The sequence below is a fragment of the Pseudomonas sp. NMS19W genome, from assembly GCF_051554255.1.
GTDB classification, from domain to species: domain Bacteria; phylum Pseudomonadota; class Gammaproteobacteria; order Pseudomonadales; family Pseudomonadaceae; genus Aquipseudomonas; species Aquipseudomonas kribbensis.
In genome coordinates this window covers 585376-606568 of the sequence record NZ_CP136718.1, presented here as the reverse complement: position 1 = coordinate 606568, position 21193 = coordinate 585376, and the positions used below count along the sequence as shown (strand labels likewise).

At 62.1% G+C, this 21193-nt stretch carries 20 protein-coding genes; 14 read left to right on the top strand and 6 right to left on the bottom strand.

Features of this window, described 5'->3' with window-relative positions; all coding sequences use genetic code 11:
* Nucleotides 1-29 precede the first annotated feature (29 nt).
* Nucleotides 30-626: a MarC family protein gene (locus R1A29_RS02610; protein ID WP_085700989.1), complete on the top strand. Its 597-nt coding sequence runs from the start codon at nt 30-32 to the stop codon at nt 624-626.
* Between the two features lie 100 nt (nt 627-726).
* On the opposite strand, the gene R1A29_RS02605 is transcribed toward R1A29_RS02610, so the two are convergent.
* Entirely contained in the window at nt 727-1389 is a 663-nt protein-coding gene (locus R1A29_RS02605; protein WP_438300577.1) for a hypothetical protein, read from the bottom strand.
* Nucleotides 1390-1446: 57 nt separating this feature from the next.
* The gene (locus tag R1A29_RS02600; RefSeq protein ID WP_438300576.1) at nt 1447-2262 is read right to left on the bottom strand and encodes a hypothetical protein; all 816 of its coding nucleotides are present in this window, start codon (nt 2260-2262) and stop codon (nt 1447-1449) included.
* Between the two features lie 231 nt (nt 2263-2493).
* On the opposite strand from R1A29_RS02600, the gene R1A29_RS02595 reads away from it, so the two are divergent.
* Nucleotides 2494-3144, top strand: a complete 651-nt coding sequence (locus R1A29_RS02595) for a hypothetical protein (RefSeq protein WP_438300575.1) — start codon at nt 2494-2496, stop codon at nt 3142-3144.
* 88 nt (nt 3145-3232) lie between these two features.
* On the opposite strand, the gene cobJ is transcribed toward R1A29_RS02595, so the two are convergent.
* The 4 genes from cobJ to cobG are packed head-to-tail and all read right to left on the bottom strand — an operon-like array spanning nt 3233 to nt 7584.
* Nucleotides 3233-4936, bottom strand: coding sequence for a precorrin-3B C(17)-methyltransferase (cobJ, locus tag R1A29_RS02590; protein WP_438300574.1), 1704 nt, complete (start codon nt 4934-4936; stop codon nt 3233-3235).
* Nucleotides 4936-5670 carry a precorrin-2 C(20)-methyltransferase gene (locus R1A29_RS02585; RefSeq protein WP_438300573.1) on the bottom strand — a complete coding sequence of 245 codons (735 nt, stop codon included), beginning with the start codon at nt 5668-5670 and terminating at the stop codon, nt 4936-4938. Before R1A29_RS02585 ends, cobJ begins: the two co-directional genes overlap by 1 nt.
* Nucleotides 5667-6293 carry a precorrin-8X methylmutase gene (locus tag R1A29_RS02580; protein ID WP_438300572.1) on the bottom strand — a complete coding sequence of 209 codons (627 nt, stop codon included), beginning with the start codon at nt 6291-6293 and terminating at the stop codon, nt 5667-5669. Before R1A29_RS02580 ends, R1A29_RS02585 begins: the two co-directional genes overlap by 4 nt.
* On the bottom strand, nt 6286-7584 hold the full coding sequence (gene cobG / locus R1A29_RS02575) for a precorrin-3B synthase (RefSeq protein WP_438300571.1): 1299 nt from the start codon (nt 7582-7584) through the stop codon (nt 6286-6288). The genes R1A29_RS02580 and cobG overlap by 8 nt, the downstream gene beginning before the upstream one ends.
* 144 nt (nt 7585-7728) lie before the next feature.
* Between cobG and cbiE the strand changes: the two genes are divergently transcribed.
* From cbiE to R1A29_RS02515, 12 genes are all read left to right on the top strand, one after another.
* Nucleotides 7729-8940, top strand: coding sequence for a precorrin-6y C5,15-methyltransferase (decarboxylating) subunit CbiE (cbiE, locus tag R1A29_RS02570; RefSeq protein WP_438300570.1), 1212 nt, complete (start codon nt 7729-7731; stop codon nt 8938-8940).
* The gene (locus tag R1A29_RS02565) at nt 8933-10030 is read left to right on the top strand and encodes a cobalt-precorrin-5B (C(1))-methyltransferase (RefSeq protein WP_438300569.1); all 1098 of its coding nucleotides are present in this window, start codon (nt 8933-8935) and stop codon (nt 10028-10030) included. The genes cbiE and R1A29_RS02565 overlap by 8 nt, the downstream gene beginning before the upstream one ends.
* Nucleotides 10027-10755 (top strand): cobalt-precorrin-6A reductase, encoded by a 729-nt coding sequence (locus R1A29_RS02560; protein WP_438300568.1) that lies wholly within the window; start codon nt 10027-10029, stop codon nt 10753-10755. Before R1A29_RS02565 ends, R1A29_RS02560 begins: the two co-directional genes overlap by 4 nt.
* Nucleotides 10756-10932: 177 nt before the next feature.
* Nucleotides 10933-11334 carry a DUF2946 domain-containing protein gene (locus tag R1A29_RS02555; RefSeq protein ID WP_192563337.1) on the top strand — a complete coding sequence of 134 codons (402 nt, stop codon included), beginning with the start codon at nt 10933-10935 and terminating at the stop codon, nt 11332-11334.
* A gap of 48 nt (nt 11335-11382) precedes the next feature.
* Nucleotides 11383-11862 carry a copper chaperone PCu(A)C gene (locus R1A29_RS02550; protein WP_438300567.1) on the top strand — a complete coding sequence of 160 codons (480 nt, stop codon included), beginning with the start codon at nt 11383-11385 and terminating at the stop codon, nt 11860-11862.
* 21 nt (nt 11863-11883) lie between these two features.
* Nucleotides 11884-12318: a DUF2946 domain-containing protein gene (locus tag R1A29_RS02545; RefSeq protein WP_438300566.1), complete on the top strand. Its 435-nt coding sequence runs from the start codon at nt 11884-11886 to the stop codon at nt 12316-12318.
* An 84-nt stretch (nt 12319-12402) separates the two neighbouring features.
* The gene (locus R1A29_RS02540; protein ID WP_438300565.1) at nt 12403-14523 is read left to right on the top strand and encodes a TonB-dependent copper receptor; all 2121 of its coding nucleotides are present in this window, start codon (nt 12403-12405) and stop codon (nt 14521-14523) included.
* Between the two features lie 80 nt (nt 14524-14603).
* The gene (locus R1A29_RS02535; RefSeq protein WP_438300564.1) at nt 14604-15983 is read left to right on the top strand and encodes a PepSY-associated TM helix domain-containing protein; all 1380 of its coding nucleotides are present in this window, start codon (nt 14604-14606) and stop codon (nt 15981-15983) included.
* Between the two features lie 161 nt (nt 15984-16144).
* Nucleotides 16145-18271 (top strand): TonB-dependent receptor, encoded by a 2127-nt coding sequence (locus R1A29_RS02530; protein ID WP_438300563.1) that lies wholly within the window; start codon nt 16145-16147, stop codon nt 18269-18271.
* Between the two features lie 12 nt (nt 18272-18283).
* Entirely contained in the window at nt 18284-19072 is a 789-nt protein-coding gene (locus R1A29_RS02525) for an ABC transporter ATP-binding protein (RefSeq protein ID WP_438300562.1), read from the top strand.
* Nucleotides 19069-20016, top strand: coding sequence for an ABC transporter substrate-binding protein (locus tag R1A29_RS02520; protein WP_438300561.1), 948 nt, complete (start codon nt 19069-19071; stop codon nt 20014-20016). The genes R1A29_RS02525 and R1A29_RS02520 overlap by 4 nt, the downstream gene beginning before the upstream one ends.
* Nucleotides 20013-21023 (top strand): FecCD family ABC transporter permease, encoded by a 1011-nt coding sequence (locus tag R1A29_RS02515; protein WP_438300560.1) that lies wholly within the window; start codon nt 20013-20015, stop codon nt 21021-21023. Before R1A29_RS02520 ends, R1A29_RS02515 begins: the two co-directional genes overlap by 4 nt.
* The last annotated feature ends 170 nt before the right edge of the window (nt 21024-21193 follow it).

Genomic DNA, 21193 nt, shown 5'->3' with positions numbered 1-21193 from the left:
CACGACTTTCCCGCCAGCGAGCCTGCGCCATGCTCCACGTGTTATTCAGCGTTTACCTGAAGATGCTGGTGCTCTACAGCCCGTTCTTCGTGTTGTCCTGCTTTATCAGCCTGACCCGCGGTTATTCGCGCAAGGAACAACGTCGCCTGGCGTGGAAAGTGGCGATTGCCACGCTGGTGTCCAGCGTCCTGCTTTATCTGTTCGGCCGAGTGATTTTCGATGTATTCGGCATTACCGTGGACGCATTCCGTATCGGTGCCGGCAGTGTGCTGTTCATCTCAGCGCTGGGCATGGCCCAGGGAAAGTCGGCGGTGCAAGCCGATAACGTGCAGCAGGACGTAACCATCGTCCCGCTGACCATTCCCCTGACGGTTGGCCCCGGCACCATCGGTGCACTCCTGGTGATGGGCGTGAGCCAGCCCCATTGGGACGACAAACTCACAGCGATCCTCAGTATCGCGCTGGCCAGTTTCACGGTGGGCGTGGTGCTCTACCTGTCGAACCGCATCGAGCGGATCCTCGGAGACCAGGGTTTGCAGATTGTCAGCCGGCTGATGGGGTTGTTTGTCTGTGCCTTGGCGGCCCAGATCATATTTACCGGCATCAAGGGCTATCTGGTGCCCTGAATCTGGCGTCGCGCAAAATCCAGGCAACCAGACCATTCAGATCAAACAAAAAAGTCGTGAACCTACCGTTCTCGACCACGCACCCGCACCTGACCTGTTTTCACATTGGACCCGAAAACACACCGATTTCGATGCACGCGGGTTGCGGCTCTTGGGCCAGCCATTCGATCGTGTCTTGCCGGAATGCTTCAAACTGATCCTGATTGAAACGCGCCGCATAAGCACGACGAGTGGCGTGTCGACCGGAAACCGGCAACACCCTCCCTTTTCCGGCTTGTTCCCGAGTGTTGAACGACACGGAAACGATGCTGAGAATCCCGTTGTCCTCAACGATCCCGACCATTGCCCTGAGCCACGACGTCTGAGCGTCACTCACCAGGCTATGCTGACCAAGCCGCTCGGGCAATTCTCCACGTCTGGATACTGAAGCCAGCGCCTCCAATGCAGCCGAAATCACAGCAGTCTGGTGACCAGGCAATCGCAATTCAGCCACTTGCCCGATAGCGGCCCTTGCTGAAAGAGATTGCCCTTCGACCGTCGGCACCTGATCCATCTCCTGAGCAAACAGACTCCAGCCACAGGCAGTCAGCATGTCTGAGTGGGTATCGAACCATTGTTCGTCATTCAGCTCTCCCGGAAAATCCTCATCCGCCGCCAGCGTGGCGAAAGCCACCGTATCCAGCACATCTTTTTTAATGGCGGGAGACAGCGCCTGCGATACCGCCAGGACGACACCCGCATTTACATATAACGAGTAAGTCATCTGTTTCACTCCGCAACAAGGCTGGCGATTACATTCGCCAGCCTTCGCAACCATTGGTTAATTTTTCTTGCGTCGTTCAAAACGCTTGCTCAATGCCGCCTTGAAGTGTTCGCCCAAGTACTCTTCCAGGTCAGCTTTCAATTCCGAGTAACGCAGAGGATTGAAAGTAAGATAGGCGCTGCCGCGAAAGATTTTTCGTCCAGAAGCTTTCCAGTTAAAAAACAGCGGCGAAACTCCAGTTTCAATTCCCGAGCTATCTATCGACGACAGGGAAGTCAGAATAATACCGTTCGCCAGTTGGTCGCACGGCAAGACTGCCATCCTGACACCTTTGTCTTTTGTCACTTCACGATTATAAAGATTGATAGCCTCGGACTCTTTCTTCAAGGAGTCGAGTGTTGTATCAGCGATTGCCGAAAGCACTGTAGCACCCGGAATCGCAGCTTTTGCAGCCGCAACGCCCGACTTGACGATATCCACTACAACATTATCCATTGTCAGCGTCGTGGAGTTCTTTTCATAAACCGTGTAGCCGGAATCCGCAACAAAACACCCCAAGTCATCCATGCATTTCAAGAATGCCTGGTACCACTTTTCCGGATTGTATCCAGGCACCTCAAAATTCGCCTCGAGCTTAGCGAACTTGATCAGATTCTCGATAATAGCCATGTTCTCGAGGGTAATATTTTCGCCATAACCCACCAGCGTGTTCGCGAGAACAACAGCATCGAGCTCCTTGGTCGGGCTGGCCGGATCAACCGTGGATAACGCCCTGGCACGAACGCCCATGAGTTCAGCACCCAGCTCCTGACGCTTGGCGATACGTGCCTTTACCAACGACACAGATTGCTCGATCTCTTTTGTATTTTCCATTACGACTCCAACCCCATAATCCATTAATGTTTTTTTGCGCTCACTATTCAAACGCAAAACCAAACTAACTCACAGACATCCAAACGAACACCGTCAACTTGATTCAACATATTAACTTTCACGCACAGCCCTAAAAAACCAAAACACTTACAATTATTACATTTCAAACACTACCCAGGATTTGCAAAATGCGCCTCACATCAAAAATGCCATTGGACAACCGAGAAAACCATGAACAACGAGACTCCAACAGGCGCACTCACTCAACACAACATTATTTCCTGCATCGACAACTTGTCGCTGCAAGACTATAACGACTTGACTGACTGCACCCGGGTCGCCACCCGTTCAGCCGACATGGCCCACAACCGCTATGCCGATTCTGAATTCTGGCTGGAAGAATATTTACGCACGTTAATGTATCTGGGCTGGAAGCTTCATCAGGGAACTGTCACGACCAGAACAACTACGGTGCTTGACGGAAGCATCGCCGACTTTCTGGTACTCAGCGCGGAGAAAATGAATGATGTCCGTCAGGCCAACGCGATGATTGACACGCTGGATGCCTTGAAACCCAACAAACCCGCAGTACTTTCGCTCGATAACGAGAGTCGTAGAGGCCAGCGCTTTCAAGTCGCACCCACTCGGTATGACTCAAACGGCGACCTGCACCTGGCCATTTTCAATATTGAGCTGGTTGCCAACGTCGAGCAGAACAGTTTCCTGTTTTGGTCCTGGAACAGAAATTCCGCAAAGCTCATTCAGCGCAGTGCGTTTCTTAAACTCAATCGAAGCGAACTCGACGCACAAAGACGGCAAATGGAAGACGCACTTTCAAAGATTACGGCAAGCCGTTTCGCATTGAGGAAATCGCGGCAATAAACCTGCCAGGCAACAACCGACAAGGCCGCAAATATTCAATTTGCGGCCTTGTCGGTTGTTGCCTGGTGTTCCCTGAAAGCCAGGGGCATCAGCCTGCCGGTTTTTCCCCGTACCAGCGCGGCGTATACACCCACTCCCCGCCTTCGGCACGCGGGAAGGTGCAGGTGGTGGATGAGCCGATCAACACCATGGTGCGCATGTCCACCTGATCCGGCGTCAATGCACCCAGCGTCGTGGAGCGCAGGGTCTGTCCTGGCCGGCCAATGTCACGTCCCAGCACCACGGGCGTTTGCGGCGCACGATGTTGCGCGACGATTTCCAACGCTCGCCCCAGTTGCCACGGACGGGCGCGGGAGATCGGGTTGTAGAACGCCAATGCCAGATCGGCCTCGGCAGCGAGATCCAGACGCTTTTCGATGATCGACCACGGTTTGAGGTTGTCCGACAGGGACATGACGCAGAAATCGTGACCCAGCGGCGCACCCGCCTGAGCGGCGGTGGCGAGTGAGGCGGAAACCCCCGGCAGGATTTCCAGATCGACGCTGTGCCATGCCGGATCCGTCGACTCGTGCAGCGCTTCGAGCACCGCCGCCGCCATGGCGAACACACCCGGATCGCCCGACGAAACCACAATCACCGAACGCCCCTCGGCGGCCAGCCTGAAAGCATGGCGGGCACGCTGCATTTCTTCGCGGTTGTCGGTGCAGTGCTGCACCTGGTCATCGCGGAACGGGCCGGCCATGCGCACATAGGTTTCGTAACCCAGTACGTCGGTGGCTCGGGCCAGTTCGGCTTTCACCGCCGGCACCATCAGCTCCGCGGCACCTGGGCCGAGGCCGATGACAGCCAGACGTCCGCGCGGGCGACCGATCTGCGAAACATCCAGCGGTTGTTCGGCCACGGCGATGGCGAGGTCGTGGGATGTTGTGATGATTCGAGCGTCGGGGACGGCATGGTTTGCCAGCTCCGCGATGTCACTCGCTGACGCAACAAAGCGCAGCGGCACCGCCAGTTCAAGCGCCGCTTCACGCAATGCCGGGCTGGCCATCTGAACGTCAGCCGCCACCAGACAGGCCAGCGATTGAATCGCCACACCGGACTGCAGCAACGCATCGCGAATGGTGCCCGGCAGGTCAGTCACTTCTGAACCGACCGCAACCGCCACGCTGCGTGGATAAATCAACAACTCACAGGAACTCGCTGCACGGGCATCACTGCCGACATGAATCGAGCGCTGCGCCTGTGGATCTTCCGGCAACTGCGCCTGAGCCAGCCAAGGTGCGGCGCCGTCGATGCGCACGCTGTGACCGGCGAGCAGGTCGGAGACAAAGCGTTTGCCCTGCTCCAGATCGCCGAGGGCATAACCGCCGGGCGGGTTGAGCAGGCATGTGCCGAAGCGCAATTCGCCGCTGGTGGTAATTGCCGCCGCCACTTCAAGCGCAGCCGCGATTTCGCGAGCCATGACATTCACCCCGCCAAGGCCGCCGAGCAGCGGCACCACGGCACTGCCGTCTTCAGACACGGCGAGCACCGGTGGCTCGACGCCTTTCTCCAGCAGCAGTGGCGCCAGGGTGCGAATGACGATACCCGCCGCGCACAGGGCAATGATCGGTGTGTCCAGCTGATAAAGCTCGCGCAGGGTCGCACCGAACTCGCTGTAAGTCAGGTCGGCGCCTTCCACGCGCCCTTTCAGTCCGTGAACCTGTGCGGCCGGATAGACCTGTTGAAGGCGACGGGCCGTGCCCAGCGCGCCCTGGCCGAGAATGACGATGGCCGGTGTGGAATGAGTCATCAGCCTTGCCACCGTTCGCCGGGAACAATGATCAGCGAGAAGTACGGCGACGACATCGGCTCGACCTCATCCAGCGGCACGATCTTCTGGTTGGCCATGGTCGCGCGCTCGACGTACAGCGCGCGTTCGGCCAGGCCCAGCTCTGCCAACACGTCGCGCACCTTCGGGAAGTTGCGGCCCAGCTTCATGATCACCGCCGCATCGGCATCGGCCAGACGACGCTTGAGCTCGTCATGAGGCAGCACGCCGGACAGCACCGACAGGCTCTGATTGCGATACACCAGCGGTGCGCCCAGCACCGAAGCGCCGCCGAGCATCGAGCAGACACCCGGCACCACTTCGGCTTCGTAACGGCTGGCGAGGCGATCGTGCAGGTACATGTAGGAGCCGTAGAAGAACGGATCACCTTCGCAGATCACCGCCACGTCGCGACCGGCATCCAGATGCGCAGCGACTTCCTCTGCCGCTTCATCGTAGAAATCGCTGATCACCTGTTCATAGGACAGCGGTGCCGGCAGCACTTCGGTGGTCACCGGGTACACCAGCGGCAACAGATTCTGCGCATCCTGCAGGTGCGCTTCGATGATGCCGAACGCGTTGCCCTTCTTGCCCTTGGCCACGAAATACGCCACCACCGGCGACTCGCGCAGCAGGCGCAATGCCTTGACGGTAATCAGTTCCGGATCACCGGGGCCGACGCCCAGGCCGATCAAACGTCCCTTGGCCTGCATCATTCGATCTCCGTGGCGAGGGCATTGACTGCAGCGGCGGCCATGGCGCTGCCGCCGAGGCGGCCCTGCATGATCACGAACGGCACGCCACGGCTGTTCGCCGCCAGCTCGGCCTTGGATTCGGCAGCGCCGACGAAGCCCACCGGGAAACCAAGGATCAGCGCCGGTTTCGGGGCGCCGGCGTCGAGCATTTCCAGCAGATAGAACAGCGCGGTCGGCGCATTGCCGATCACCACAACGCTGCCTTCAAGGTGCGGGCGCCACAGTTCCAGAGCCGCTGCCGAGCGAGTGTTGCCCAGCTCACGTGCCAGCTCCGGCACGCTGTCGTCGCGCAGGGTGCAGATCACTTCGTTGTTGGCCGGCAGACGCGCACGGGTCACGCCTTCGGAAACCATCCGCGCATCGCAGAGGATCGGCGCGCCAGCGGCCAGCGCATCGCGCCCGGCCTTGCCCGCGCCTTCGGAGAATTGCAGACCGTCGATGGATTCGACCATGCCGCAGGCGTGGATCACCCGCACCGCGAGTTTTTCCAGGTCGGCCGGGATGCGCGAGAGGTTGGCCTCGCTGCGAATGATCGCGAAGGAGTTGCGATAGATCTCCTGACCGTCGCGGATGTAATCAAGCATCAAGGGGGCTCCGTGAGCGGGCGGCGAGCAGGGTCGCGGCCGCTTCGATAGTAAGGTTGTGAGCGTGCAGCGCGCCGAAACCGGGCTGTGCTGCATCGCGAAAATAGAGATCGTAGTGACCGGGAGCGACCGCCAGCAGAGTCACTGCAGCCCGGTGCGCGGCGGCGCAGGAGCGCGGGCAGCCGGACAGGTGTACATCCATGGCGTGTGGCAACAGCGTAGCCAGAAGGCGGGCATCGTGTTTGGTGTCGGCCAGGCCTTTGCCGCAACCGTTGGAGCCGGTGCAGGCGATCAGGTGTGACAGAGGGTCTTCGGTCTGGGTCAGCAGGTTCAATTTGCCCAAAGCATCGAGCACTTGGACTGAGTCCACTTCCCGCACATTGGACAGCAACAGACTTTGCCAAGGGGTGAAACGCAGGCTCCCGTCGCCAAAGGTTCTGGCCAATTGCGCGGCGCCACGCAGCATCTGCGGATCGAGACGACCGAGCGCCGGTGCGGCACCGACATAGACCAGACCTGCCGTTTGCTGAGGGTGGATGCCGAGGTGCAAACCTTCTGGTCCGGCTTCGCGCTGCCAATCAGTGGCGGCTTTGAGATTGATCCGCTGACCGAGTTTTTCCAGGAACACCGGCGCCGGGCATTCATCCAGCAGATGGCGCATTCGCGCCTGCTCGGGACGGGCCAGATCGAGGAACAGTTCCAGCACCGCCACCACCAGCGCATGTCCGTCCGCAAGCAGCACGGCAGCCAGCGGCCGATCCGTCGGGCAACCCGCCAGACCAAACGCCAACAGCGTATCGCCGTGATCGTCGTATGCCGACAACCACAGATCGTGGGGATGTTCGAGCATCGCCAGCGCTTCACCGCCGTCCAGTTGCACGGCGAACTTGGCGCTCAGCTCATGGAAACGCGGATGGCTTTGCAGGGTCTCGAGGATCTGCCCGGCCAGTGGACGGGTATCGAAGCGCATCTGTCGGTCGATGCCGGCAGCCGGGCTGAGCATCAGGTTGCGCACGTCGTCGCCCGCCGCGGTTCGCGGCCCGAGACCGGCGGCCAGCAGACTGTCGATCAGCGCGGCGGACTGGTCGCCGATGCCGCGAATCTGCAGATTGCCCCGGTTGGTCGCCTCGATCGCCCCGCCGGCAAACCGCTCGGCGGCGTTGGCCACCGCATCCGCCTGATCGGCCGTGATCGAACCGCCATCGAGCTTGATCCGGCAGATACCGCCATCCAGCGCCTGGACGATACGCAGCAACCCCGGACAGGCCGAGGGGCGTATGGCGTTGGACATCGGGCGTTCGTTCAAGGGCTGGCAGCTCTGTGGGAAAGGCGCTTCGCGGGCGAAGGCGCGGTATTATGCCTGCTTTGTCCGACGGCATGAAAAGTCTGCCCGTCGGAACGGCGCGTTTGCGGACACTTTTTTGAGGGGCTACAGATGTCACCCTGGCTGACAGTAGTAGGAATCGGTGAAGACGGCTTCAAGGGCCTGGGCAAGAATGCCCGGCGCGCCCTGCTGGGCGCTTCGCGGATCATCGGCGGTCAGCGTCAGCTCGATCTGTTACCGGTGTGCATCCGTGGCGAGCGCCAGTTGTGGCCGAGCCCGTTTTCCCTGGCCCCGGTTCTCGAACGGCGTGGCGAAGCGGTGTGTGTGCTGGCCAGTGGTGATCCGATGTTCTACGGCGTTGGCGCAAGCTTGGCGCGGCAGGTTCCGGACAGCGAAATGCGGGTGCTGCCGGCGCCGTCCTCGTGTTCGCTGGCGGCCGCCCGGCTGGGATGGCCGTTGCAGGAGGTCAGCATTCTTTCGCTGGTGGCCCGCCCGCTGGCGGCCCTCAATGGTCAGTTGTCCAGCGGCGTGCGCCTGCTGCTGCTGAGCAATGACGGACAGAGCCCGGCCGCCGTTGCGGCATTGCTGCGCGAGCGTGGATTCGGCCCCAGTCGCCTGAGCGTTCTGGAGCATCTGGGCGGCAGCGCCGAACGCCGGATCGATGGCACCGCCAACGACTGGAACGATCCGGTCATTGCCGATCTCAACGTGATCGCCATCGAGTGCCTCGCCGATCCGAAGACACCGCGCCTGTCGCGCCTCGCCGGCCTGCCGGACTCGGCCTTCAAACATGACGGGCAATTGACCAAACGCGACGTGCGCGCCATCACCCTCGCCCGCCTCGCCCCGACACCCGGCGAACTGCTGTGGGACGTCGGCGCCGGCAGCGGTTCGATCGGCATCGAGTGGATGCGCGCTCACCCAAGCTGTCGCGCCCTGGCCATCGAGGCTGACGACGGTCGACAACAGTTGATTGAACACAACCGCGATGCACTGGGAGTTCCCGGCCTGCAACTGATTCGCGGCAGTGCCCCGCTGGCCCTCGCCGGGCTGGAACGTCCGGACGCGATTTTCATCGGCGGCGGCGTGACCCGTGAAGGCGTGCTCGACACCTGCTGGGAACAACTCAAACCCGGCGGCCGACTGGTGGCCAACGCCGTAACCCTGCAAAGCGAAATGACCTTGATGAGCTGGCGCGAACGCCACGGCGGCGAACTGACCCGCATCCACATCGCCCAGGCGCAGCCGCTGGGCGAGTTCGACACCTGGCGCCAGGCCTTGCCGATCACCCTGCTCGATCTGGTCAAACCCCTCGATGCGTGACGAAACCGCCGAACAACCCGCGCCCCTGCGCAGCGGCCTGACCACCGGCAGCTGCGCCACGGCCACCAGCCTCGCCGCCGCGCGCCTGTTGCTCGGTGGCGTAGTAGCGGACGCCGTGCAGATCGTGTTACCCAAGGGCAAGCAGGTGCAGATGCGCCTGGAGTTCTGCCGGCTGACCGAGAACGGCGCCGAAGCCGGAACGATCAAGGACGCCGGCGACGACCCGGACGTGACACACGGCGCCCTGCTCTACTCCCGCGTGCAGCTGATGGCCGAGCCAGGCATCCGCTTCATCGCCGGCAAAGGCGTCGGCACCGTCACTCGGCCGGGGCTGGTGCTGGGCGTCGGCGAACCGGCGATCAACCCGGTGCCGCGCAAGATGATCAGCGATCACCTGACGCTGCTCGCTGAAGAATCCGGCTATCGCGGCGGCTTCGAGGTGACGGTCAACGTCGAGGGCGGCGAAGCTCTGGCATTGAAAACCATGAACCCGCGCCTGGGCATTCTCGGCGGCCTGTCGATCCTCGGCACCAGCGGCATCGTCCGGCCGTTTTCCTGCGCGGCGTACATTGCCTCGATCCATCAAGGCATCGACGTGGCAAAAACCAACGGCTACCTGCACATTGCCGCCTGCACCGGCAACGCCAGCGAAGACACCATGCGCCGGGTTTACGAGCTGCCGGAAATCGCCCTGATCGAAATGGGCGACTTCGTCGGCGCGGTACTCAAGCACCTGCGCAAAGTCCCTGTGGATAAACTCAGCCTGTGCGGCGGCTTCGGCAAGATCAGCAAACTGGCGGCCGGGCACATGGATTTGCACTCGCGCCATTCGAGCATCGACCTGCCGCAACTGGCCGAATGGGCGGCAGCAGTTGGCGCCGACGATGCGTTGCAGCAAGCCATTCGCGGGGCGAACACCAGTCAGCAGGCGCTGGCGATGGCCAGTGCGGCGGGTGTTGCCCTGGGTGATGAGGTCTGCCGTCACGCCCTGGAGTTCGCCCGCAGCGTGGTGCCGGCGCAGGTGCAGGTCGAGGTGTTTGCGATTGATCGTCAGGGCGGCATCGTCGGCCATGCGGGGGCTTTTGCATGAAACGGATTCTGTTGCTGGGCGGCGTGACTGAAGCGTTGGCCATCGCGCGCACTTTGGGGCCGGAACACATTTACAGCCTGGCCGGAGTGGGCCGGGTGCCGACTGATCTGACGTGTCAGGTGCGCGTCGGCGGCTACGGCGGTGCCGAAGGGCTGGCGCAGTTCATTCGCGATAAAGGCATCGATCTGCTGCTCGACGCGACCCATCCGTATGCCGCACAAATCAGCCACAACGCCGCCACCGCTGCACAACTCACCGGCATACCCTGCTGGGCCCTGCGCCGCCCGGCATGGCAACCGCAGCCGGGCGATGACTGGCGCGAAGTCGCCGACTGGGCCGAACTGATCACCGCCCTCGAACCCTTCCGCCGTCCCCTGTTCACCCTCGGCCGCGAACCGCTGCAACACCTCGAAGAAATCCCCGCGCACCAGTTCTGGACCCTGCGCGCCCTCGACGTCTACCCCGGCAACGAACGCTGCGAAGTCATCGGCGCCCGTGGGCCGTTTCTGCTGGAGGATGAACGGGCACTGTTCGAACGCCGGCAGATCGACGTGCTGATCAGCAAGAACAGCGGCAGCACCGCAACCGAGCCGAAGCTGGACGTGGCGCGAGCGCTTGGGGTGCCGGTGATGGTGTTGAAGCGGCCGGTGTTGGCGGGGGTTGATCGGGAGTTTTGGACGGTTGCTGACGTCATCTCGGCTCTTGAAAAACGTGATCGGGGCTGAGTTTTTTCCTCTCGCGATAGCTTCAGTTGTTGACGCAAGTCCCATGCAATGCAAATTCGAGCCGCTACACTCTCTTGAAAGTGCGCTGCGACACCAAACCGCACGACGCTTTTTTACTTATCGGCCCTGATCAGGCTAAATAGCCGCGCCTGATCGCCCACCCTACGGACCTGTCCCATGAACCGACACCGGCTCGCATTTGCCTGGATCGCCTGCTTCGCAGTGCTGTTCAACATGCTCGCCATGCCGTTGACGGGAGCGATGGCGCAGGCGGCGCAGACGCCGGCCGAGCAGTTGCTGTGGAGCAGTTTCTGCACCGGCAGCGGGACGAAGATGGTGGCGATCGACATCGGCAGCCTCGATCAGAAGGCGCCGCAGAGCGGTGACAATCATTCGACCATGCAGCATTGCTGGTGCTGTTCCGGATCGGCGCCGGTGGTGGCGTTGCCGGGGCATTCGCCGCAGCTGTATTTCGCCCGATACGAAAGCAATCGCAGTGTGGCGCCCGCCTTGCTGCAAACCCCGACACCGCGCCAGCAATGGCCGAGCCTCAATCCCCGCGCCTCTCCTCTGGTTTGATTTCTTCCCGCATTTGACCTGCGTTTCAAATCGTTCTGGAGAACTGCCATGTTGAACAAATTCATCGTCATCGCTGCGCTGTTGCTGCCGGCGTGCTTCGCCCATGCCCACGAATACAAGGCCGGCGAGCTGGAAATCGCCCACCCGTGGTCGCAGGAGCTGCCGCCGAATGCGCCGACGGTTGCCGCGTATTTCATCATTCACAACGGTGGCAAAACCGCTGACCGCCTGCTGAGTGTCGACTCGCCCATCGCTTCAAAAGCCGAGCTGCACGAACACGTGATGCAGGGTGATCTGATGAAGATGCAACAGGTGCCAAACGTGGCCATTCCGGCCGGTGAAAACGTGACCTTCGCGCCGATGGCCTTTCACGTGATGCTGATGAATCCGACCGACCGCAGCCTGCTGACCGACGGCAAGCGCTTCCCGCTGACGATGCACTTCGAGAAGGCCGGTGACGTGACCGTCGAAGTCGCCGTGCAGAAGAAACCACCGCAGGACATGCCGGAACACGCGCACGCCCAATAACCGTTCCGGCAGACTCCGCCCGTGCGCCCGCGCAGCGCCGGGGCATCCATGCAACGCGGTCAGACTGAACACCTGACACGCGGCAGCTGGATCGCCCTGTTCGCCATGTTGATGATCTTCATCGGCCCGCTGATTTCTCAGTCGATGCCGATGGATCAGCACGCCTCGGCATCCATGCCAATGAGCATGGACATGCCGGGCATGGATCATTCCGCCCATGAAGCAAAACCCTCGGCCGAACACTGCCCGCCGCAATCCTCGCACCATGTGCTGTGGGAAAAGTGCGGCTATTGCAGCCTGCTGTTCAACTGCCCGGCGCTGACCGGCGGCGGCAGTTTCGTTGCGTTCAGCATTCCCCACGTCAACACCTTCACCCCACCCTCTCCGCGTCTGGGCCATGCCCGGCAGACCTTCTTCCCCGGCGCCCGCAGCCGCGCCCCGCCTGTCACAGCGTAAACACCCACCTCTGATTGCACACGGTTGAGAAGACAGCTTCAGGCTGCCGGCCGTGTCGTTTACGACTGTTTGATGGAAATTGTCATGTCCAGGTTTTCTGCTGTCCCACGCTCGGGTTCTGCCCCGGCGTCCTTCGCCCTGAACGAATCGCGCATCCGTTTCAGGCACGCTACCGCCGTCCTTTGCGGCGTCCTGCTGTCCCCGCTGGTTCACGCCGATGAACATGCCGGCCACACTGAAGAACTGAGCCCGACGGTGATCACCGCCATCGCTCCGAGCTCGCCGCTGACCATCATCACCAACCCGAAAGACCCGCGCCAACCGGTGCCGGCCAGCGATGGCGGCGACTATCTGAAGACCATTCCCGGCTTCGCCCTGGTGCGCAACGGCGGCACCAACGGCGATCCGGTACTGCGCGGAATGTTCGGTTCGCGCCTGAACATCCTCACCAACGGCAGCATGATGCTCGGCGCCTGCCCCGGCCGGATGGACGCGCCGACCTCGTACATCTCGCCCGAGACCTACGACAAACTCACCGTGATCAAAGGCCCGCAAACCGTGCTCTACGGACCGGGTGCATCCGCCGGCACGATCCTCTTCGACCGTGAGCCGGAAAGCTTCGGCGAACTCGGCACCCGGGTGAACGCCAGCGTGCTGGCGGGCTCCAACGGACGCTTCGACAAAGTCGTCGATGCAGCGGCCGGCGGCCCGTTGGGCTACGTGCGGGTGATCGGCAACACCGCGCACTCCGACGACTACCGCGACGGCAATAACGACACCGTCGCCTCGCGCTATGACAAGTGGAACGGCGACGTGGCGCTGGGCTGGACCCCGGACGCCGACACCCTGATCGAACTGACCGCCGGCAAGGGCGACGGCGAAGCGCGCTACGCCGGACGCGGCATGGACGGCTCGCAGTTCCTGCGGGAAAGCCTCGGCCTGCGCTTCGAGAAATCCAACATCACCGATGTGCTGGAGAAGTTCGAAGCCCAGGTCTACTACAACTACGCCGACCACGTGATGGACAACTACACCCTGCGCACACCGTCCGGCACCGGGATGATGGCAGGTCCCATGGCGTCCAACGTCGACCGCCGCACCCTCGGCGCGCGGATCAAGGCCACCTGGCGCTGGGCCGATATCCAGCTGATTACCGGTCTCGATGCGCAGACCAACGAACACCGCCAGCGCAGCGGCATGGGCATCGATACCTACAAGGATCAGCCGTACACCAAGGACGCTGACTTCCATAACTACGGCGTGTTCAGCGAGATGACCTGGTACGCTGCCGACCGCGACCGCCTGATCACCGGTGCCCGGGTCGACCGCGCCTCGGCCAGGGATTTCCGGCAGACCACCGGTTCGGGAATGATGTCCCGGCCGAATCCGACTGCCGGCGATACCCGCGCCGACACCCTGCCAAGCGGCTTCGTGCGTTACGAGCATGACCTGGCCGACAGCCCGACCACGCTCTACGCCGGCCTCGGCCACGCGCAGCGGTTCCCGGATTACTGGGAGCTGTTTTCGCCCAAGTCCGGCCCGGCGGGTTCGGTCAATGCGTTCGATTCGATCAAACCGGAAAAGACCACCCAACTCGACTTCGGCGTGAACTACAAGGACGCCGACCTCGAAGCCTGGGCCTCGGGCTACATCGGCGTGGTGCGCGACTACATCCTGTTTGACTACACCCCGACGATGATGGGCATGAGCACCTCCCGCGCCGAGAACATCGACGCGCGGATCATGGGCGGTGAACTCGGTGCAGCCTACAAGCTCACCGACAATTGGAAAGCCGATGCGACCCTGGCCTACGCCTGGGGCAAGAACAGCAGCGACGGCAAGGCCCTGCCGCAGATGCCGCCGCTGGATGCACGTTTCGGCCTGACCTACAGCGAAGACAACTGGAGCGCCGGCGCCCTGTGGAGGGTGGTTGCCGCGCAAAACCGTATCGACCAGAACAAGGGCAACGTGGTCGGCAAGGATTACGACAAGAGTTCGGGCTTCGGCGTGTTCTCGCTCAACGGTGCCTACCGGATCAACAAGAACTGGAAGGTCAGTACCGGCGTCGACAACCTGTTCGGCAAGGCTTACGCCGAACACCTCAACCTGGCGGGCAACGCCGGTTTCGGCTATCCGGCCAACGACCCGCAAGCCATCAACGAGCCGGGGCGCACGCTCTGGACCAAGGTGGACATGAGTTTCTAACCCTCAAGGGCACTCGCTCCCCTTGAGGGAGCGAGTGACAACCGACAACTAGAAGATCCAAGCCAAGCGGAGCACTCGTGATGAAACAGCCCAAACCGAATTTCTACAACCTGGCCTGGCGTTGGCATTTCTATGCCGGATTGTTCGTCGCGCCATTCATGGTGATGCTGGCCCTGACCGGCATCATTTACCTGTTCAAACCGCAGCTCGATTCGCTGATGTACAGCAGCCTGCTGAACGTCCCGGCCGGGCATCACACCGTGCCGGCCGATGACTTGCTGCAAAAGGTCAAAAGCGCTTATCCACAAGGTCAGGTCACCCAGTACCTGCCACCCGCGAACGCCGAACGCAGCGCGCAATTCGTGGTGAAAAATGCCGGCCATGAGCTGAACGTGTTTGTCGATCCGTACCACGGCGACATCCTCGGCGAGCAGGACGCCAAGCAGAACCTGCAAGCACTCGCCCGGGCCATTCACGGCGAATTGATGATCGGCACCGTCGGTGACCGACTGATCGAACTGGCCGCCGGTTGGGGCGTGGTGCTGGTGGTGTCCGGGGTTTTCCTGTGGTGGCCGCGCGGTCAGGCGGCCGGGATTCTGTGGCCACGGCTGAACAGTCGCGGTCGCGTGCTGTGGCGTGATCTGCATGCCGTTACCGGATTCTGGGGCGCGGCGTTGCTGCTGGTGATGCTGCTCAGCGGCATGACCTGGACCGGCTTCTGGGGCAAGCAGTACGCCCAGGTGTGGAACGTGTTCCCGGCGGCGATGTGGAATAACGTGCCGACCTCCGACGTCGAGGCCGGCAGCCTCAACAACGCCGCCCGCCAGACCGTACCGTGGGCAATGGAAAACACCCCGATGCCGATGTCCGGCGACCACGCCGAACACATGGCCCACGGCGGGATGCAACACGGCCCCGCCGCGCCGGCCATTAGCCTGCAGGATGTGCAGAACATCGCCATCGAGCGCAAGGTCGAGCCCGGCTACAGCATCACCCTGCCGACCACCGCCACCGGCGTGTTCACTATCGCGGTGTTCGCCGACGACCCGCGCAACGATGCCACGCTGCATGTCGATCAGTACACCGGCAAGGTGTTGGCCGATGTGCGCTTCGAGTACTACGGCGCCGTGGCCCGGGCAACGGAAATCGGCGTGATGCTCCATGAAGGCAAGATGTTCGGCACCTTCAACCAGATCATCGTGCTGCTGATCTGTCTGATGATTCTGCTCAGCGCCATCAGCGGCGTGGTGATCTGGTGGAAGCGCCGGCCACAGGGCAAGTTCGGCGTGCCGCCGCTGCGCCACGATCTGCCGAAGTGGAAAACCGGGGTGGCGATCATGCTGGTGCTGGCGGTGGTGTTTCCGCTGGTGGGCGCTTCGCTGGTGGTGGTGTGGCTGCTGGATCGGCTATTGCTGTCGCGTCTGGGCCGGCAAACTGAATCTGCCTCAACTTCATCATGAAACAGGCGAGATGCGCGACCTAGACAGATCTTTAAACTGCCGGGGCTTAAACTCCGGCAATTTTTAGTGTTACTGTATAACGCTAATTGCTGCTCTGCCCGCAGCCATGCATGGTCATGAGCCTGCGGGCTTTTCATTTGAAGAAGTGATCCACCGCCCCGATGAACAAGTACCTCTTGTCCAGCCTCTGTCTGTTCGCCCTGAACAACAGCGCCCATGCCGACGGCGTGCCGCTGACGTTGCCCACCGGCACCATCACCGCCCTGGCCAATGACGACCAGACCGTCAGCCTGACCACGCCGACCAGTGCCGGCTCGCGTCTGAACCTCAGCGCCATGGAAACCCCGGCCAGCGTCGAAAGCCTGAGCGGCGAGCAGGTCCGCGCCCGTGGTGATCGCAGCGTGCAGGACGCGGTGTCGCGCAGCACCGGCATCAGCCGCACCGGTACGCCGGGCGATGGCGGCACTTCGTTGCAGGCCCGGGGATTTACCGGGCAGAGTTCGGTGATGCAGTTGTACGACGGCAACCGCATGTACACCGGCATGGGCACCGTGACGTTCCCGGTCGACACCTGGTCGGTGGAGCGCGTCGATGTGCTGCGCGGTCCGGCTTCGGTGCTGTATGGCGAAGGCGCGACCGGTGCGGTGGTCAACGTGATCCCGAAGAAGCCGTTCGAAGGCGAAATCGAAAACCACGTACGCGTCGGTTACGGCTCGTTCGACCGCCAGCAGCAGGCGTTCGACAGCGGTGGCTCGCTGACCGACACCCTGAGCTATCGCCTCAACCTCAATCGCCTGCGCAGCAACGGTTGGGTCGATCGCGGCGATTCGTCCAGCGACTTCATCAGCGCCGCCCTGCGCTGGCAGGCCACCGATGATCTGACCTTCACCCTCGCCCACGATTACGGCGACCAGCGCCCGCAGAACTACTTCGGCACGCCGTTGATCAACGGTCAGTTGAAGGACAGCCTGCGCAACAAGAACTACAACGTGCGCGACGACAAGCAGCACTACAACGATCAATGGACGCGCCTGACCACGGATTGGCAGATCAACGATGCGGTCAGCGCCAGCAACGAGCTGTATTACCTCAAGGCCCAGCGCCGCTGGCAGAACGCCGAGAACTACAACTTCGACGCCGGTAGCCAGCAACTCAGCCGCAGCGGCTACTTCGGCATCGGCCACAAGCAAGAACAGGTCGGCGACCGCCAGACCTTCACCTTCAAGCATTCGCTGTTCGGCCTCGACAGCCAGACCGTGACCGGCGTTGATTACAACCGTATCCGCTTCCAGCTCGATAGCAACTCGCCATTCAATGACGTGTTGCCGAACGGCCAGCCGCTGGATCTGTATCACCCGCAACCTGGCTATTTCGAGAGCGCCAACCCGTACCGCGATCAATTCGACAGCACCACAAAGCAGATGTCGGTGTTCGCCGAAAACCGCACGCAACTGAGCGAGCGCTGGTCGCTGGTGACCGGTGTGCGCCGCGACTATGTGCACGTGGATCGCAACAACCTGGTCGACGGCAGCCAGAGCGACAAGACCCTGACCGGCAACAACTGGAAGGCGGGTCTGGTGTTCGCGCTGACCCAGGACACCTCGTTCTACGGCCAGGTCGCCACCAGCACCGATGGCATCGGCGGGCTGATTTCCCTGAGCCCGAGCCAGCAGCAATATGACCTGTCCACCGCGCGGCAAACCGAGATCGGCCTGAAGCAGCTGTTCTGGGATCAGCGTGGCGAGTTCACGCTGGCGGCGTATCGCATCGTGAAAAAGAAACTGCTCACCGACGATCCGGGCAATCCGACGCTCAAGCAGCAGGTCGGCCAGCAGTCGTCGAACGGCCTGGAAGCCAGCCTCGATCTGCAACTGCCGAACGCCTGGCAACTGCAAGCCAACGCCGCCATCGTCAAAGCCAAGTACGACGACTTCGAAGAAGTGGTCGGCGGCGTGCCGGTGTCGCGCAACGGCAATCGTCCGGTGGACGTGCCACGGCGCACCGCCAATCTGTGGCTGAGCAAGGCGCTCACTGATGACCTGAAGGCAGGCGCCGGTGTGCGTTATGTCGATGCGCGTTATGCCGACATGGCCAACCGCAACGAGCTACCGAGCTACACCGTGGTCGATGCGACGCTGTCGTGGAAAGCCCTGCGCAACACCACGCTGGGTCTGCAGGTGAACAATCTGTTTGACCGGACGTACGCGCAAAGCCAATACAATGAGGGCCAGCAGTGGATTCTGGGTGAGCCTCGTTCGTTCTTTGTCACGGCTGATTACACCTTCTAGAACAGGAACGAAATGACCTCACTCACCCTCACCGATCTCGCCTGGACACCCCTGGGCCACGGCCACTGCCATCACCAGTTCCAACTGCGTGACGCCTCGTTGCAAGTGGCCGCCGGTGAGTTCGTCGGGCTGATCGGGCCCAATGGCAGCGGCAAGACCAGCCTGTTGCGCTGCGCCTACCGCTTCAGTCAGCCGGAGCACGGTGAGGTCAGACTCGAGCACCACAACGTCTGGAAGCAATCCTCACGCTGGTGCGCGCAACGCATCGCCGTGGTCCTGCAGGAATTCCCCGACGCCTTCGGCCTGACCGTCGAAGAAGTGGTCGCCATGGGCCGCACGCCGCATAAGGGCCTGTTCGATGGCGACACGCTGGAAGACCGCCAGCTCGCCACTCAGGCACTGAAATCAGTAGGCCTCGACGGCTTCGAAGATCACGCGTTCGCCACGCTGTCCGGCGGCGAAAAACAGCGGGTGATCCTCGCCCGCGCCCTGACCCAGCAACCGCAACTGCTGATCCTCGACGAGCCGACCAACCACCTCGACCCGCGTTATCAGCTGGAGCTGCTGCAACTGGTCAAGCGTTTGCAGATCGGCACCCTGGCGAGCATTCACGACCTGAACCTGGCCGCCGCGTTCTGCGACCGGTTGTATGTGATCAACCACGGTCGCATCGTCGCCAGCGGCACGCCGCAAGAAGTGCTCACTGTTGAATTGCTGCGCGACGTGTTCGGCGTCGAAGCATTGATCGATCCACACCCCCTCCACGGCTACCCGCGAATCACCTGGATAACCCGACCATGACTGTGCGCTCCCTGCTTTGCCTTGCTCTGCTGCTGGGCACCACCCACGCCTTCGCCGAGGCCACGAAGTACCCGCTGACGATCCAGAGCTGCAACCGCGAAGTGACCTTCAAGGAAGCGCCGAAACACGCGGTCAGCCACGACATCAACATGACCCAGATGATGCTCGCCCTCGGCCTCAAGCCGAAGATGGCCGGCTACAGCGGCGTCAGTGGCTGGAAATCGGTGACGCCGGAAATGCAATCTCTTCTGGACGGTTTGCCGGAACTGGCAGCCAAATACCCGTCGGTGGAAACGTTGCTCAACGCCAACGTCGATTTCTTCTTCGCCGGCTGGGATTACGGCATGCGCGTCGGTGGCGATCTCACACCGCAGACCCTGCAACCGCTGGGCATCAATGTCTATGAACTGACCGAATCCTGCGCCTTCGTGATGAAGCGCCCGGCCGCCACGCTGGACGACACTTATAACGACTTGCGCAACCTCGGAAAGATCTTCGACGTGCAGGATCGCGCCAACGCGCTGATCGCCGACATGCAAAGCCAGGTCGCGGATATCCGCAAAGACCTGCCCGCCGAGAAACCCCGAGTATTCCTGTACGACAGTGGCGAGGACCGCGCCATGACTTCCGGCCGCCTCGGCATGCCGCAGGCGCTGATCGACGCCGCCGGCGGGCGCAACGTTCTCGATGACGTCGAAGCGAGCTGGACCCGGGTCAACTGGGAAACCGTGGTCGAGCGCAATCCGCAGGTGATCGTGATCGTCGACTACAGCGAAATCACCGCCGAGCAGAAGATTGAATTCCTGCTGAAGAACAAGGCCCTGCAATCGGTGGACGCGATCCAAAACCAGCGCTTCATCGTCATCCCTTACGTGCAGGCCACGCCAGGGATCGACAACGTGCTGGCGGTTGAAACCCTGGCCAAAGGGTTCCACGGCGAATGATCAATCGTCGTTACGCCTGGCTGCTGATCACCCTCGGCGCGGTGCTGCTGGTGTCCTGCGTGGTGTCGCTGGGCTTCGGCCCGGCGCGGGTGCCGGTGGACGTGGTGTGGCGGATTCTGCTGCACAAACTGTTCGGCCTCGGCGTGCCGGACTGGAGCGCCGGCCAGGAGCACATCGTCTGGCTGATCCGCGTGCCGCGCATGTTGCTCGGTGCGCTGGTCGGGGCCGGGCTGGCGTTGATCGGCGCGGTGCTGCAAGCGGTTACACGTAATCCGCTGGCCGATCCGCACCTGCTCGGCGTCACCTCCGGCGCGACCCTCGGCGCAGTGATCGTGGTGCTGCACGTCGGTGAAATCGTCGGTCTGCTGACCTTGCCGATTGCCGCGTTCATCGGCGCGTTGCTGAGCATGTTTCTGGTGCTGGGCATCGCCAACCGTCAGGGTCGGCTGGACAGTGATCGCCTGCTGCTGTGCGGCGTGGCGGTGTCGTTCGTGATGATGGCGATCGCCAATCTGCTGCTGTTCATGGGCGATCACCGCGCCAGTTCGGCGGTGATGTTCTGGATGCTCGGCGGCCTCGGTCTGGCGCGCTGGGAGTTGCTGGCGGTGCCGGCGCTCAGCGTGTTGCTCGGGCTGATTCTGCTGATCGGCATGGCCCGTCCGCTGAACGCTTTGATGGCCGGCGAACAGACTGCCGTCACCCTCGGCCTGAACGCGCGGGCGGTACGTTTGCGGGTGTTCGTGATCGCCTCGTTGATGACCGGGGTGCTGGTGTCGATCAGCGGCTCCATCGGTTTTGTCGGGCTGATGGTGCCGCACATCGCCCGGCGTCTGATCGGTGCCGAACACCGGCGTCTGCTGCCGGTGTGCGTGTTGCTCGGCAGTGTGTTTCTGGTGTGGGTCGATGTCGCCGCGCGCACGCTGATTGCTCCCGAAGACCTGCCCATCGGCGTCGCCACTGCGGCCCTCGGCGGGCTGTTTTTCATCGGCCTGATGCGCCGCCGCTGAACCCTCGGGGTCGCGCCCCAATCTGGCGCACCCCGCTGCACCCTTGCCTGCAACACGTCCCTTCATGGTGCGCCGTCTCTGCGCGCAACCGCTCTAAACCGACATTTCCCTGCCCGAAGCCGACCGGGCACAGCCCTTGCAAAACAGCCTTCAGTCGTTCGCATCTGCCA